Origin of the sequence: Paraburkholderia azotifigens, assembly GCF_007995085.1 — a bacterium.
In the GTDB taxonomy this organism is placed as follows: Bacteria; Pseudomonadota; Gammaproteobacteria; order Burkholderiales; family Burkholderiaceae; genus Paraburkholderia; species Paraburkholderia azotifigens.
The window spans coordinates 1,306,237-1,321,727 of the sequence record NZ_VOQS01000001.1 but is presented as its reverse complement, the minus strand read 5'-3'; the positions used below and the strand labels follow the sequence as shown (position 1 = coordinate 1,321,727).

Annotated in this window: 9 protein-coding genes and 1 tRNA gene; 6 read left to right on the top strand and 4 right to left on the bottom strand. The window is 62.4% G+C overall.

What is annotated here, in order from left to right; all coding sequences use genetic code 11:
• Positions 1-8 precede the first annotated feature (8 nt).
• From FRZ40_RS05825 to FRZ40_RS05815, 3 genes are all read left to right on the top strand, one after another.
• The gene (locus tag FRZ40_RS05825; protein WP_028368821.1) at positions 9-419 is read left to right on the top strand and encodes an integration host factor subunit alpha; all 411 of its coding nucleotides are present in this window, start codon (positions 9-11) and stop codon (positions 417-419) included.
• A 54-nt stretch (positions 420-473) separates the two neighbouring features.
• Positions 474-872, top strand: a complete 399-nt coding sequence (locus FRZ40_RS05820; protein WP_028368820.1) for a MerR family transcriptional regulator — start codon at positions 474-476, stop codon at positions 870-872.
• Positions 873-943: 71 nt separating this feature from the next.
• Positions 944-1,020 (top strand) — tRNA-Pro (locus FRZ40_RS05815).
• A gap of 197 nt (positions 1,021-1,217) precedes the next feature.
• Here FRZ40_RS05815 and FRZ40_RS05810 read toward each other — a convergent pair.
• Entirely contained in the window at positions 1,218-1,502 is a 285-nt protein-coding gene (locus FRZ40_RS05810) for a DUF3303 domain-containing protein (RefSeq protein WP_028368819.1), read from the bottom strand.
• 785 nt (positions 1,503-2,287) lie between these two features.
• Here FRZ40_RS05810 and uvrA point away from each other — a divergent pair.
• The 3 genes from uvrA (at position 2,288) to FRZ40_RS05795 (ending at position 10,098) form a co-directional block, all read left to right on the top strand.
• Entirely contained in the window at positions 2,288-8,197 is a 5,910-nt protein-coding gene (gene uvrA, locus FRZ40_RS05805) for an excinuclease ABC subunit UvrA (RefSeq protein ID WP_147233608.1), read from the top strand.
• Between the two features lie 26 nt (positions 8,198-8,223).
• The gene (locus FRZ40_RS05800) at positions 8,224-9,288 is read left to right on the top strand and encodes a DMT family transporter (protein ID WP_028368817.1); all 1,065 of its coding nucleotides are present in this window, start codon (positions 8,224-8,226) and stop codon (positions 9,286-9,288) included.
• Between the two features lie 105 nt (positions 9,289-9,393).
• Positions 9,394-10,098 (top strand): glutathione binding-like protein, encoded by a 705-nt coding sequence (locus tag FRZ40_RS05795; protein ID WP_028368816.1) that lies wholly within the window; start codon positions 9,394-9,396, stop codon positions 10,096-10,098.
• A gap of 90 nt (positions 10,099-10,188) precedes the next feature.
• Here FRZ40_RS05795 and FRZ40_RS05790 read toward each other — a convergent pair whose 3' ends face one another.
• The 3 genes from FRZ40_RS05790 to FRZ40_RS05775 form a co-directional block, all read right to left on the bottom strand.
• Positions 10,189-12,303, bottom strand: coding sequence for a phosphocholine-specific phospholipase C (locus FRZ40_RS05790; protein ID WP_147233607.1), 2,115 nt, complete (start codon positions 12,301-12,303; stop codon positions 10,189-10,191).
• Positions 12,304-13,012: 709 nt separating this feature from the next.
• A complete protein-coding gene (locus tag FRZ40_RS05780; RefSeq protein ID WP_147233606.1) occupies positions 13,013-13,867 on the bottom strand; it encodes an alpha/beta fold hydrolase in 855 nt (284 codons plus the stop codon).
• 8 nt (positions 13,868-13,875) lie between these two features.
• Positions 13,876-15,474, bottom strand: a complete 1,599-nt coding sequence (locus FRZ40_RS05775) for a benzoate-CoA ligase family protein (protein ID WP_147233605.1) — start codon at positions 15,472-15,474, stop codon at positions 13,876-13,878.
• Between the last annotated feature and the right edge of the window lie 17 nt (positions 15,475-15,491).

The following is a 15,491-nucleotide window of genomic DNA, read 5'->3' as shown; positions in this document are numbered from 1 at the left end:
TGACAGATATGAATGAAATGAACTCGAGTGATTTCGAAGCCCTTCTTTCGGCGCAGCGTAGCGCCATGATCCGCGATATTCCTACCTCGACCTCCAGCGCGTCGGCCGAAGCACCGACGCTCACCAAGGCTGAGCTTGCCGAGCTGCTGTTCGACAATGTCGGGCTCAACAAGCGGGAAGCGAAGGACATGGTCGAAGCGTTCTTCGAAGTGATTCGCGACGCGCTGGAGAGCGGCGACAGCGTCAAGCTGTCCGGCTTCGGCAATTTCCAGTTGCGCGACAAGCCGCAGCGTCCTGGCAGAAATCCGAAAACGGGCGAGGCGATTCCGATCGCCGCGCGCCGTGTCGTGACGTTCCACGCAAGTCAAAAGCTGAAGGCGCTGGTCGAGAACGGCGCTGAAGAGAGCTTCGCGCGCTGATCGATTCGCGCGCCCGCGCAACCACTACGACGGTCTACCGGCCGCTAACTGACGATGACAGCGACGATCGAAAAAGTCGTCTTGCCTCCGATTCCCGCGAAGCGCTACTTCACGATCGGTGAGGTCAGCGAGCTATGCGGTGTCAAGCCGCATGTGCTGCGGTACTGGGAGCAGGAGTTCACGCAGTTGCGTCCGGTGAAGCGGCGCGGCAATCGCCGGTACTATCAGCATCATGAAGTGCTGCTGATCCGGCGGATTCGCGAGCTGCTGTACGAGCAGGGTTTCACGATCAACGGCGCGCGCAACCGGCTCGACTCGCATGGCGCCGGGCAGGGTGCGGAAGGCGAAGGCGAGGTGGTCGAAGGGTCGGTCGTGCAGCCGACTACCGCAACCGTCGATGTCGATCAGTTGCGCAAGGAGTTGTTGCAGGTGATCGACCTGCTCGGGCATTGAATGATTTGTTGTGTCGAGATTGATTGTTGCAGTTCTATTCGCGAGAAGTGTCTGTTATACTCTCATGCTTTCGGGGCGTAGCGCAGCCTGGTAGCGTACCTGCATGGGGTGCAGGTGGTCGGAGGTTCAAATCCTCTCGCCCCGACCAGATGGACAAAAAGGACTTACGGTGATAGCCGTAAGTCCTTTTTTCTTTGCGCGGGTGGTTCTGGCGTCGTGCATGCGTAAGCATGCAACTGCGTCGTCATCCTGACTAATCGTCAATCACTCGCTGTAGGCAATTGCGGCGAGCACGGACAAATGCACGGACGAGCGAATCAAACGTTCAGTCCCGCGCATCACCCCTCACTTCGCCGCCTGATGCGCACCCAACGCCGCCCCAAGTTCTTCATCGGACAGCGCCGGCGAAATCCTGAACGCGAAGATATCGCCCCATTGCAGCACCCACGCAGCCATCGGCGCGGTGTTGTCGGACTCGATGATCGCGCAGCCGCTTAACTCACCGATCGAGTGCCAGCGTCCGACCATCTTGACTCCGTCGGGCGGGAGCGCGCCGCCCGTCTTCATGAACCGCTCGACAGCCGATGGCTGCGCCGTCGGCAGGCCGTTCCACTGAACAATGAACTTCATTGCGCACCTCCACTTCGATCGCAGCGATGTCGGCCAGTGGCGAGCCGTCACCGTGACGGGCGCTGCGGATCGCGGCGCTCGGGAGCCTGCATCGCGCACCAATCCTTCATACATGATCCGCAACGCGATGCCGCCACCTCGGCGTTCTCAAGAATGATAGGCAGCGTCCACCCGACTGCCAGCAACGCGGCAGCTCATTTCCAGAGTTTTCCGTGCGGCGCACCGCATTCGATCGGGCGGATCGACGTGATTTAAGTTTCCGTTAAGGCTGCACTCATACATTCATTCGGCGTTCGGACGATGCAAGAAGCGCTGCGAGGAGTCGTCCGGCGCTTCGTGGTCCGCCGGGGGGCGAACCAGACCAAGACCATCGTCGATGCGCATCCGACCGCCGCAAGGTGACAGATGGCATGTGGCAAGCGGCCGATCAGCCTTCGCCCGAAGGCTGTGGGGGACGGCCATTCGAACCCGGTGCTCCACCGGGTTTTTCTTTGTCAGCGCCTGCGGCGAACACGACCTGCGGCAGCTTTGACTCGATTTCCCGCTGAACCAGTCGAATCCGCCGTCGTCGTACACTCGTCATTTGTCTTATGCCGTTTGCCGCGGCCATCGTCGTGCAACCGGCGTGCAAAACTGTATAAACATACAGTATAGTATTCACCTATCCGGCGCGACGGCCTTGTCGAAATAGCCCGCACGCGCCGCACGAACTTCGCCGCATCGGCAGTTGGCTGCGATCCGCTCGCCTTCATGCCCCGGCCAACTCATTCAGACGGACAGGCAAATTGTCTTCTAACGGTACGATCCGCATTCGTGGCGCACGCCAGCACAACCTGAAGAACGTCGATCTCGACCTTCACACGGGCGAAATGACCGTCGTGACCGGGCCGTCGGGCTCGGGCAAGTCGAGCCTCGTGTTCGACACGCTGTATGCAGAAGGGCAGCGGCGCTACGTCGAAACTTTCAGCGCGTACGCCCGGCAGTTTCTGGACCGGATGGACCGGCCGCAAGTCGATCGCGTGGACGGCGTGCCGCCTGCCATCGCCATCGACCAGACCAATCCCGTGCGCAGTTCGCGTTCGACCGTCGGCACGATGACGGAACTGAACGACCATCTGAAGCTGCTCTATGCGCGAGCGGCTGAACTGTTCGACCGCAAGACGGCCCAGGCCGTCCGGCACGACTCACCCGAAACCATTTACGCCGAATTGGACGCACGCACGGCCACGGACGATCCGCGCATCGTGCTGACGTTCCCGGTCGAGTTGCCGGAGACGACGAGCGAAGCGGAAGTCGAGCAATGGCTTTCTGCAAGCGGCTATACCCGCGTGCAGGCGCAGCGCGAAGTTCCGTCGGCTACGGGTATGCGCAAGGTGCTCGACGTGGTCGCCGACCGCTTTCGTCTGCATCAGGTCGAGAAGTCGCGCGTGGTGGAGGCGATCGAGGCATCGCTCAAGCGCGGCGGTGGCCGCGTCAACGTCTACGTGCTGGCACAGGCGCAAGAAGGCGAAGACGCCGACCCGCAGATCTGGCGCTTCTCCACAGGGCTGCACAACCCGGACAGCGATTTGCGCTATGCCGATCCGCAGCCCGCGTTGTTCTCGTTCAATTCAGCCTACGGCGCCTGCGATACTTGCCGGGGCTTCGGGCGCGTGATCGGCGTCGATCTGGGCCTCGTGATTCCCGACGAGCGCAAGACGCTGCGCGGCGGTGCGATCAAACCGATGCAAACGCCGGCGTGGAAGGAGTGTCAGGACGACCTGATGCGCTATGCAGCGAAGGCGAATATCCGCCGTGACACGCGCTGGTCGGAACTCACGGAAGCCGAGCGCGACTGGGTCATCAACGGTTCGCCGGACTGGGACGGCGAATGGCAGAAGCAGTGGTACGGCGTGAAGCGCTTCTTCGGCTATCTGGAGTCGAAAGCGTACAAGATGCATATCCGTGTGTTGCTGTCGAAGTACCGCAGCTACACGCCCTGTGAGACGTGCGGCGGCGCGCGTCTGAAGACGGAATCGCTGCTGTGGCGCCTGGGTTCGAAGCAGAATGCAGACGCTGTGCTGGAGCCGGCGCGGCGCTTCCTGCCGCGTGGTGTCGACTGGAACCGTGCGCAACTCGAAGCCTTGCCGGGCCTGACGGTGCACGACCTGATGCTGCTTCCTATCGAGCGTATCCGGCGCTTTTTCGACGAGATCACCTTGCCTAGCGCGCTGCTGGACGATGCGCTAAAGCTGCTGCTCGCCGAAGTGCGCACGCGTCTCAAGTATCTGTGCGATGTCGGTCTCGGGTATCTCACGCTCGACCGGCAGAGCCGCACGCTATCGGGCGGCGAGGTGCAGCGTATCAACCTGACGACCGCGCTTGGCACGTCGCTCACCAAGACCTTGTTCGTGCTCGACGAGCCGAGCATCGGCCTGCATCCGCGCGATCTGAACCGGATCGTCGAGGCAATGCAGCGTCTGCGCGACGCGGGCAATACACTCGTCGTCGTCGAACACGATCCGTCCGTGATGCTCGCCGCCGATCGACTGATCGACATGGGGCCGGGCCCGGGCGAGCGCGGCGGCACGATCATCTACGACGGCACGCCCGACGCGATCCGCTCGGCGGGCACGCTGACCGGGGAGTATCTCGGTGGGCGCAAGCACGTTGCCGATGCGGCGCACTGGGCGCGTCGACCCGTCGACCCAAGCACGCCGCGCATCACGCTCGAAGGCGCGCGCCAGCACAATCTGCGCGACGTCACGGTGGAAATCCCGCTGCAACGTCTTGTCTGCGTGACGGGCGTCTCGGGTTCCGGCAAATCGACGCTGATTCAGGACGTGTTGCACCCCGCGCTGGCGCGGCAACTCGGCAAGGCGACGGAATCGCCGGGTGCGCACCGCAGCCTGACGGGCGTCGAACAGATCAGCGACGCAATCTTCGTTGACCAGTCGCCGATCGGTAAGACCACGCGCTCGAACCCCGCGAGCTACGTCGGTGCATTCGATGAAATCCGCAAACTTTTTGCCAAGGCGCCGCTCGCGCTGCAGCGCGGTTATGGCGCGGGCATATTCAGCTTCAACTCGGGCGATGGCCGATGCCCGACGTGTGGCGGCTCGGGCTTCGAACATATCGAAATGCAGTTCCTGAGCGACGTCTATCTGCGTTGCCCGGATTGCGACGGCAGCCGCTACCGACCTGAAGTGCTCGAAGTGAAGATCGAGCGCGAGGGGCGCGCACTGAGCATTGCCGACGTGCTCGAATTGACCGTGCACGAAGCCGTCGGTCTGTTTGCTGGCGACGGCGAAGTGCTGCGCGTGCTGCAACCCATCGTCGATGTCGGTCTCGAATACGTGAAGCTGGGTCAACCCGTACCGACGCTGTCGGGCGGCGAAGCGCAGCGTCTGAAACTCGCCGGCTTTCTCGCGGAGACAGCACAGGCGCGCACCGCGCGCGGTGGCGCGAAGCAGGCGCCGACGCGTCTGTTCATGTTCGACGAGCCGACCACGGGTCTCCACTTCGACGATATCGCGAAGCTCATGCAGGCGTTCGGCAAGCTGCTCGCAGGCGGTCACTCGCTGATCGTGATCGAACACAATCTCGACGTGATTCGCGCGGCTGACTGGCTGATCGATCTTGGCCCCGAGGGCGGCGACGCAGGCGGGCTGGTGGTGTGCGCGGGCACGCCGGAAGACGTCAAGCAATGCCCGGGCTCCCACACGGGTGAAGCGCTCGTGCAATACGACCGTGCGATGGGGCAGGCGATCGAACCAACCGAAGCCGCCGAAAAGGCGGAAGCCGCGGCACATGGCATGCCGCTGCAGACCGCGTTGAACGCGGCACGTGCCCGGCGCGCGGTAGAGGGCGAAGATGTGGTGCGTATCGTGAATGCGCGCGAGCACAATCTGAAAGCGCTGGACGTCGACATTCCGCACGGCAAGTTCAATGTCATCACGGGCGTGTCCGGTTCGGGCAAATCGACGCTCGCGTTCGACATCCTGTTCCATGAAGGACAACGCCGGTATCTCGAGTCGTTGAACGCATATGCGCGCTCGATCGTGCAGCCCGCGGGCCGCCCGGAAGTCGACGCCGTGTATGGCATTCCGCCCACCGTCGCGATCGAACAGCGTTTGTCGCGGGGCGGACGCAAAAGTACCGTGGCAACGACGTCGGAGGTGTGGCACTTCCTGCGCCTGCTGTATGTGAAGCTCGGCATCCAGCACTGCGTCCATGACGGCGCGCCTGTCACGTCGCAAAGCGTCGAGTCGATCGTCGCGCAGCTCATGCGCGACCACAAAGGTCAGCATGTCGGCTTGCTTGCGCCGCTGGTCGTGAATCGCAAGGGCGTCTACACGGATCTCGCGAAGTGGGCGAAAGCGCGTGGCAATACTCATCTGCGTGTCGATGGCGAATTCGTGCCCGTCGATCCGTGGCCAAAGCTCGACCGCTTCCGCGAGCATACGATCGAATTGCCTGTTGGCGACATCGTTGTATCGGCGGACAAGGAAGCGGAACTGCGTCGGTTGCTCGACGAAACGCTCGAGGTGGGCAAGGGCGTGATGCACCTGCTCGCGCCGCTCGACGGTCTCGAACACGCGATGACGCGCAACGGCCCGACCGCACATGTGGGCGAAGTGAAGGTGCTGTCGGTGAAGCGGGCTTGTCCCGTGTGCGGCACCAGTTACGCGGAACTCGACCCGCGCATGTTCTCGTACAACAGCAAACATGGCTGGTGCACGACCTGCGTCGGTACGGGTCTCGCGTTGACGCGTGAACAGCGCGCCGCGTACGACGACACCGTGCTGGTTGAAGACAACCGTGGCCGCGAGCAGACCTTGCCGTCGGACGAGCAGGAGCCGGAAGGTGTCGGCGAGGAACCATGTCCGGATTGCCACGGCACGCGCCTGAATCCGTCCGCTCGCGCTGTGACGTTCGACGAAACGTCGATCGTCGACGTCGCGCAATGGACGGTGTCCGACACGCGGCGCTGGATCGACGGGCTTGAACTGATCGGGCGCGATGCGGAAATCGCGCGCGACGTAATGAGCGAAATCGGCAGCCGCTTGCAGTTCCTCGAAGAAGTGGGTCTCGGCTATCTGAGCCTTGACCGTGCCGCGCCGAGCCTGTCAGGCGGCGAAGCACAACGTATTCGGCTCGCGGCTCAGCTCGGCAGCAACCTGCAGGGCGTCTGCTATGTGCTCGACGAGCCGACCATCGGTCTGCATCCGCGCGACAACCAGATCCTGTTGAATGCGCTTCGCAAGCTCGGCGATAAGGGCAATACCCTCGTCGTCGTCGAGCACGATGAAGACACGATCCGCCGCGCGGATCACATCATCGATATCGGTCCGGGAGCGGGCAAACGCGGCGGTACGCTGGTCGCACAGGGGCGTGTCGGCGATCTGTCGGCGCAGTCCGATTCGCTGACGGGTCAATTTCTCGCGAAGCCGATCTTGCATCCATTGCAGGAGCGGCGTCCCGTTTCGCTCGCAACGAAGCGCGCACCGGCCGTTCCGGAGAGCTGGCTGACCGTGCACGGCGCGACCTTGCACAATCTGCGCGACGTGACGGTCGGCATTCCGCTTGGGCGACTCGTCGCCGTGACGGGCGTGAGCGGCTCCGGCAAATCGACGCTCGCGCGCGACGTGCTGATGGCGAATCTGCTGGACGCAGTGGGCCGGTCCGTCCTGTCGTCGCCGGCTGTGCGTCGCGCCCGCAAAGCCGCGCAAGCGGACGACGCACCCGCGACAAACCGCCGTTCGAGCGTGCTCGCGCGTAGTGCGCCACGGCCATCGCTGAATGTCACGCATGCATGGCAGGGCTGCGAATCGATCAGCGGATTCGAGTCGATTGACCGCGTACTCGAGGTCGACCAGACGCCGATCGGCAAGACACCGCGCTCGTGTCCGGCTACGTATATCGGCGTATGGGACACGATCCGACGTCTCTTTGCCGATACGCTCGAAGCAAGGGCGCGCGGCTATACGGCATCGCGTTTTTCGTTCAACACGGGTGATGGCCGTTGCCCCGCGTGTGAAGGGCAAGGCGTGCGCACCATCGGTATGAGCTTCCTGCCCGATGTGAAGGTCCCGTGCGATGTCTGCCACGGTCAGCGCTTCAATCCGGAAACGCTGGCCGTGACGTGGCGCGGCAAGAACATCGGCGACGTGCTGACAATGGAGATCGACGAAGCCGTCGACTTCTTCGCGTCGATGTCGAATATTGCGCATCCGTTGCAACTGATGAAGGACGTGGGCCTTGGTTATCTGACACTCGGCCAGCCGTCGCCGACGCTGTCGGGCGGGGAGGCACAGCGCATCAAGCTGGTGACGGAGCTGAGCAAGGTGCGCGACGACATCACGCGTCGCGGTCAGAAGGCGCCGCATACCCTGTATGTACTCGACGAGCCGACCGTCGGCCTGCATATGGCCGACGTTGCGAAGCTGATTCGCGTGCTGCATCGGCTCGCGAATGCGGGGCACAGTGTCGTCGTGATCGAGCACGACCTTGACGTGATCGCTGAAGCGGACTGGATCGTCGATCTCGGGCCGGAGGGCGGTGTGGGCGGCGGGTCGATCGTTGCCTCGACGGATCCCGAAGGGCTGGTGCGTGTCGCAGCGAGCCACACGGGCCGGGCGCTTGAACCCGTGCTCGCGCGCGTCGCGAGCGAATCCGGCGAGACCGTGGCCGCCGAACGGGTCAGCGCGGGCTGACGCAAATCGCAGAGCAGAGATACATCATGAACACACGGCATGGCGCGGCTTTTACGGCCATTCTCGCAGCGCTGCTGTTTGGCGCAACGACACCGTTCGCCAAAGCGCTGCTCGGCGCGATATCACCGTTCATGGTCGCGGGCCTCTTCTACCTCGGCAGTGGCTGCGGGCTTGCCATCGCGATGCTCGTCCGACGCTGGCGACAAAAGCCGCGTGCGGATGAGCACCGGGCATCCGCCATGCCGCGCAATGAACTGCCCTGGCTGATTGGCGCAATCATCGCGGGCGGTATCGCGGGGCCTGCGCTGCTCATGTTCGGGCTCAGCGCGACGCCCGCTGCCACGGCCTCGTTGCTGCTCAATCTCGAGGGCGTGTTCACTGCGTTGATCGCGTGGTTCGTGTTTCGCGAGAACGTCGATACCCAGGTGTTTCTAGGAATGATGGCGATCGTCGTTGGCGGCGCGTTGCTCTCATGGCAGCCTGGAGAAGGCGGCGTGGGCATCGGCGCGCTGCTGGTCGCCGGCGCGTGCGCGTGCTGGGCCATCGACAATAATCTGACGCGCAAGGTGTCGAACAACGACGCGATGTTCATCGCCTGCGTCAAGGGCCTGGTGGCAGGCACGGTGAATACGGGGATCGCGTTATGTCTGGGAGCGCATCTGCCAGAGCCTGCGGTCATCGGCGCGTCGATGCTGGCCGGTTTCGCAGGGTATGGCGTGAGCCTCGTCCTGTTCGTCGTCGCGTTGCGTCACCTGGGAACTGCGCGCACGGGCGCGTATTTTTCGGTGGCCCCGTTGTTTGGCGTCGCGATTTCATTTGCGCTGTGGCCCCAACAACCGACGTTATCGTTCTGGATCGCGACGCTGCTGATGGCGCTCGGCGTCTGGCTGCACCTGCGCGAGCGCCACGTGCATGAACACACGCACGACGCGCTCGAACACAATCATCGACATCGGCATGACGAACATCATCAGCACACACACGATTTCGAGTGGGACGGCGTGGAGCCGCATGTGCACCCGCACCGTCATGCGCGCATCACGCACACGCATGCGCACTTTCCCGATATCCATCATCGGCATTCGCATTGACGGCTGCCGGCGCCAAGGGCTCGACCGTTCAGCCGCAAGCAAAGTCCACTTAACCCGTCTATATTGATCCCTGTTTGCCGACATCCACTGACAAGGACACCGTTCATGCCTGACCCATCCGTTTTCCCGATCGCGAAGAAGTGGCCTGCGACGCATCCCGAACGCATCCAGCTCTACTCGCTGCCGACACCCAACGGCGTCAAGGTGTCGATCATGCTGGAAGAAACGGGTCTCGCGTACGAACCGCATCTGGTGCGCTTCGATTCGAACGATCAGCTCTCGCCGGAGTTCGTATCGCTCAATCCGAACAACAAGATTCCCGCGATCATTGATCCGAACGGGCCGGATGGCGAGCCGTTGCCGCTTTTCGAGTCGGGCGCGATCCTGATTTACCTCGCCGACAAGACGGGACAGTTGATGCCGCAGCGTGCGTCCGCGCGCTACGAGACGATTCAATGGGTGATGTTCCAGATGGGTGGCATTGGTCCGATGTTCGGCCAGGTCGGCTTCTTCCATAAGTTCGCCGGCAAGGAATACGAGGACAAGCGTCCGCGCGACCGCTACATCAACGAATCGAAGCGCCTGCTCAACGTGCTGAACGAGCGGCTTGCCACACGCAAGTGGATCATGGGCGACGACTATACGATCGCCGATATCGCGACCTTCCCGTGGGTGCGCAATCTGGTGGGCTTTTACGAGGCGGGCGATCTCGTCGGCTTCGACAACTACCCGCATGTGAAGCGCGCGCTCGACGCATTTCTGGCGCGCCCCGCCGTAATCAGAGGATTGGACATTCCGAAACGCGGATAAGCATCGCCTTTGCGTCGCGCGTCGACATAGAAAAGCCCGTACCGTCGCTCACGGTACGGGCTTTTGTTTGGTGCTCGAACGAGGCGGCGCTTACGCGCCCAGCGCCGGATCGCTCATGCTCGGCTTGCCCGTCTCGACGTGACCTGCGATACGGCGCGTGAAGGACGCATCGCTATCGACGGTGATCGTCAGGTCGTACCAGCCATATGCCTGGCGCAGATCGAGATAGACAGTGTCGCTATCGCCGCCGCGCACCGAATGCGTCAGAGGCTTGCCCGAGTCGTAGGCGTTCACGATCGTGAACTGGCAGCGCGTGTTGCCATCATTTTTCAGGCGCAGTTGCAGATTGCCATTGGCCACATCGTAGCCTTCCGCGACTTCCGGATTCGCGCGATCGCGGCTGTTCCAGAAATGCTGCGCGATTTGCTTGCCGGCGAATCGACGCAGGAACCCGTTCGGTCCGTGCACCGTGAAGTCGTACGAACCGTCGGCCTTCACGGGCAGTTGATCGACGAGACGCTTGCCGGCTTCAACCGTGTACGTACGTGGCGCATCGGTGCTCAGCGCTTCGAACACGAGGAAATTCGCGCCGGCATCGCCCGTATTGACGAAACGCATCGAGAGCTTGCCGATGCTGTTGTCATCGACGCGTACGAACAGTTCATACGGCAATGCGCGCGCAGGGCGCACGCCCGACTCCTGTTTCGGCACGGAACCGACCAGCGGCGGCACGGGCACATAGTCCGGATGGCGCTTCTGATCCTGCGGCTTGTACGACGCGGTGGATGGCAGCGTCGGGAACGCATCGTTCGGATTCTTGAAGTTGAATGCCGAAGTCAGGTCGCCGCACACGGCACGGCGCCACGGCGTGATGTTCGGCTCCGACAGCTTATGACCGTGGCCGAAACGCGCTTCGATGAAACGGATCACCGACGTGTGATCGAATACCTCGGAGCACACCCAACCGCCTTTCGACCACGGCGACACGACGAGCATCGGCACACGCGGCCCGAGACCATACGGGCCCGCTGCATATTGACCGTTGTTGCCGCCCGGATAGATTTCGTTGGCCGTGTCGACTGTCGACAGGCCATTCGCACTCGATGACGGCGCGAATGGCGGCGACACGTGATCGAAGAAGCCGTCGTTCTCGTCATAGTTGATGAGGAGCGCCGTCTTGCTCCACACCTCGGGGTTCGACGTGAGAATCTGCAAGACCTGATCGACGTACCACGCGCCGTAGTTCGCGGGCCAGTTCGGGTGCTCGGAATACGCTTCCGGCGCGACGATCCACGACACCTGCGGCAACTGGTTGTTCTGAACGTCCTTGCGCAGAATGTCGAAGTAGGTGTCGCCCGCCGATACGTTCGTGCCCGTGCGCGCTTTGTCATACAGCGGATTGCCCGGCTGCGCGTTGCGATACTGGTTGAAGTAGAGCAGCGAGTTGTCGCCGTAGTTGCCGATGTACGGATTGCCGGTCCAGCCCCACGACCCGTTCGCATCCAGACCCGTGCCGATGTCCTGATAGATCTTCCACGAAATGCCCGCGGCTTCCAGCACTTCCGGATATGTCGACCAGCCGTAGCCCGCTTCCGAGTTATCGACGACCGGGCCGCCGCCCGAGCCATCGTTGCCGACCCAGCCCGTCCACATGTAGTAGCGGTTCGGATCGGTCGCACCCATCAGCGAGCAGTGGTATGCATCGCAGATCGTGAATGAGTCGGCGAGCTGGTAGTGAAACGGGATGTCGTCGCGCGTGAGGTACGCCATCGTCGTGGAGCCTTTCTTCGGCACCCACTGGTCGTTGCGGCCGCCGTTCCAGGCGCCGTGCGTCGTCGGCCAGTCGTGCGGCAGATCCTGCAGGAATTGCAGGCCGAGATTCGGCCCCGTCGGACGGAACGGCAGCACTTCGCCGACGCCGCCCAGTCCCGGCTGATGCCACACCGACTTGCCGTTGGGCAGGTTGATCGCGCGCGTATCGCCGAAACCGCGTACACCCCTGAGCGTGCCGAAGTAGTGGTCGAACGAGCGGTTTTCCTGCATCAGCACGACGATGTGTTCGATGTCACGGATGCTGCCCGTTTTGTTGTTCGCGGGAATGGCGAGCGCGTTGCGGATGCCGAGGGGAAGCATGGTCAATGCAGTGGCGGAGCCTGCTGCCTGAGCGGCTGCGCGCAAGAAGTCACGGCGGTTTTTTGAGGTCATGTTGGCTTCGATCGTGAGGAAACAAACGGTAAGGTGAGACTTCCATGCGGGGGCACGGGAGCCGATGGGGCGAACTCAATCGACGGTGTGAATCACGGGTGGTGCGAGAACAACGGAATCGGCTGCACTGGCGCCGCTGGGTGCGGCGGCGTGTGCCTGCGCCGAGGAAGCTTGCGAAGGTTGAAGCGTGGCGTCGGCCGTGGACGCGGATTGCGTCGGGACGGCGTTGAATGTCGTCGCGAGGGTGGGGGCTGCGTCTGTTGCGTCTGCTGTTGTGCTGGTCTCTGCGAGGCGGCCTCGCCGGACTCGTCGTCTCCGCATGCCGCCGCGGCCAATGACATGACGATGACGGCGAACGCTAAACGCAAACGGTTGCGTCGCGGCCGACATGCAGTTTTGTGCAGAGCGGGCATCGTCATCCTCCGGCGTCACGCTTGAAAGACGCGAAAGGATAGCCAGTGTGTGTGTAGCTAATGTGAAGCGTGACCTGAAGAAAGGAATCCGACGATGTGCAGAAGAGTGCAGGTAAATATGCTCACATCGAGCATGCATCAATATGCATCGCCACGCGTCACGGAGCGCCGAATGAAGCGCACTGTATGCGATGCAGTGCGCATTCCATGTGACGCTTCAATGACTTGAGTGCGTTATCGGCAGCTTGTCCACAGGGTTGGTCACGGATTCTGTGGAGAACTTCAATGCACCATGCTCAGCTCAGTGCAGAACGGGTGTGCTTCCCGACGAACGCGGCGATCGCATCGTTGAGTACATGCGGCGCATCGCGATGAGGCGAGTGCCCGCAGTGATCGAGCTTTGTCAGCTGGGTTTGCGCAGCGCGCTGCGCGATCGTGTCGATCTGCGCCATCGTGCCGTAGTGATCGTCATTGCCTTGCACGGCAAGCAACGGGCAACGGATGCAGTCGAGTTCGTCGATAATTTGCCAGGACCGGAACGCATTGCTCAGCCAGATATCGTTCCAGCCATAGAATGCCGAGTCGACATCGTCGTGATGGCGTGCGAGCTTGCTGCGCAGGTCGGCCTGTTCATAGGCCGTCTTCGCTTCGGCGATACTGTCGACGGAAATGTCCTCGACGAAAACGTGCGGCGCGATCACAACCGCGCCTGCCAGTGCATCCGGAAAAGCGGCAGCATAAAGCAGCGTGATCGATCCACCATCACTATGACCGATTACCCACATGCGTTTTCTTTCCGCTGCATTCACATCGAGTGCATCGAGCAGCGCGGGCAGAACGTCGCGCGCCTGCACTGACATGAAATCGACAGGCAGTTTGACGTCACGCGGGCGCGGCGTAGAGCGTCCATAGCCCGGGCGCGAATACACAAGACCTCGCATGGCGAGTCTTTCGCACAAGGTCTGCGGCCAGTCCTTCCACATCGCGACGGAACCGAGCCCTTCGTGCAGGAACACCGCGAGCGGCGCGTCGGCGAGATGCGCATTGAGCCATCGATACTCGATATCCAGCGCGCTGCGTTGCGCGTTCGCAGGCAGCGCGGCAAACGCGCTTTGAGATGCGTCGCGCAACGTCGTCACAGGTTCGGCCATTCCGTTCTTCAGCTGTTGAGCTGCTCTCGCAATTTGAAGCGTTGAATCTTACCTGTCGCCGTCTTCGGCAGGTCGTCGACGAACACGATATCGCGTGGATACTTGTGCGGCGCGAGCTTGCCTTTGACGAACGACTTCAGTTCATCGACGAGTGCATCGCATGCATCGGCAGTTTGTTTCAGCACGACAAATGCACGCGTTTTCACGAGGCCGCCATGGTCGATGCCGACGACGGCGGCTTCCAGTACGGCAGTATGTTGCACGAGGACCATTTCCACCTCGACGGGCGACACGTACTGGCCGCTCACTTTCAGCATATCGTCGCTGCGTCCCGCGTATTGATAGCAGCCGTTCGGCAGGCGGCAGTACTTGTCGCCACTGCGGATCCATTCGCCCAGAAAGGTCGCGCGCGACTTCTCGCGGTTGCTCCAGTACATCAGCGCGGCGCTCGGTCCCTTGATGAACAGATCGCCGACTTCACCGTCGGGCACGGGGTGACCCGCCTCGTCGCGCAAGTCCACTTCATATCCGGGCACCGGGCGCCCCGTCGTTCCGTACTCGACTTCACCCGCACGATTCGACAGGAAGATGTGCAGCATTTCGGTCGAGCCAATGCCGTCGAGAATCTCGCAACCGAAATGCGCCGTGAACCGCTCGCCGATCTCGCGCGGCAGCGCTTCGCCCGCCGATGTGCACACGCGCATGGCGACCTGCTCGCGCGGCGGCAGATTCGGCGACACCAGCATGTTCGCGTACAGCGTCGGCACACCGTAGAAGATCGTCGGCCGATGCTCGACGAGCCGCCTGAAGATCGCATCGGGCGTCGGACGCTCGGCCATCAGCACAGCCGTCGCACCGACCGACAGCGGAAACGTTAGTGCATTGCCGAGGCCGTAGGCAAAGAACAGCTTGGCTGCGGAGAACACGACGTCGCGTTCAGTGATGCCGAGTATCGGCTTCGCATAAAGCTCTGCAGTCCAGTACAGGTTTGCATGCGTATGCACGGTGCCCTTCGGCTTGCCCGTTGAACCGGATGAGTACAGCCAGAATGCAATGTCGTCTCCGCTACATGCGTTCGGTTTCAGCATAGGCTCGGCGCCGTCGATTAGCTGGCTCACGACATAGGCGGGCGGCGGATCGAGCTGGACAGGTTGCGACACGATCAGCAGGCAGCCGTCGTGTTCCGATTCGCTCATCGCTTTCCCGACAGCGGGCAGCAGTGCGCCAGAAGCGATCACGGCGCGCGCGTGACTGTGCGTAAGCATGTACAGATAGTCGGCGGCCGTCAGCAGCGTGTTTGCGACCACGGGCACGACGCCGGCATACAGCGCGCCGAGAAACGCGACGGGCAATTCAGCCGTGTCGAGCATCACGAGCAGGATGCGCTCTTCGGCATGCACGCCGAGCGCGCGCAACGCAGAAGCGAAACGGCGCGCGCGGTCTTCGAGTTGTGCAAACGATGTGACGCCCGCATCGTCGATATAGGCGGGCTTGCCGGCACGGACGTCGTTCAGTCGGAACAGATGCGACGCGAAGTTGAACTGCGCGGGCGGCGCTTCGACTTTTGGCGCGGGCTCGCCCGGCGGCGATTCCAGCAAGGCTTGCATGTGTCCTCCGGCGAGGT

What these genes read in the sequence shown, in the direction of transcription:
- FRZ40_RS05780 (WP_147233606.1), bottom strand. Translation starts at nt 13,867, where the DNA reads ATGGCCGAACCTGTGACGACGTTGCGCGACGCATCTCAAAGCGCGTTT.
- FRZ40_RS05795 (WP_028368816.1), top strand. Translation starts at nt 9,394, where the DNA reads ATGCCTGACCCATCCGTTTTCCCGATCGCGAAGAAGTGGCCTGCGACG.
- FRZ40_RS05790 (WP_147233607.1), bottom strand. Translation starts at nt 12,303, where the DNA reads ATGACCTCAAAAAACCGCCGTGACTTCTTGCGCGCAGCCGCTCAGGCA.
- FRZ40_RS05800 (WP_028368817.1), top strand. Translation starts at nt 8,224, where the DNA reads ATGAACACACGGCATGGCGCGGCTTTTACGGCCATTCTCGCAGCGCTG.
- FRZ40_RS05820 (WP_028368820.1), top strand. Translation starts at nt 474, where the DNA reads ATGACAGCGACGATCGAAAAAGTCGTCTTGCCTCCGATTCCCGCGAAG.
- FRZ40_RS05775 (WP_147233605.1), bottom strand. Translation starts at nt 15,474, where the DNA reads ATGCAAGCCTTGCTGGAATCGCCGCCGGGCGAGCCCGCGCCAAAAGTC.
- FRZ40_RS05810 (WP_028368819.1), bottom strand. Translation starts at nt 1,502, where the DNA reads ATGAAGTTCATTGTTCAGTGGAACGGCCTGCCGACGGCGCAGCCATCG.
- FRZ40_RS05825 (WP_028368821.1), top strand. Translation starts at nt 9, where the DNA reads ATGAATGAAATGAACTCGAGTGATTTCGAAGCCCTTCTTTCGGCGCAG.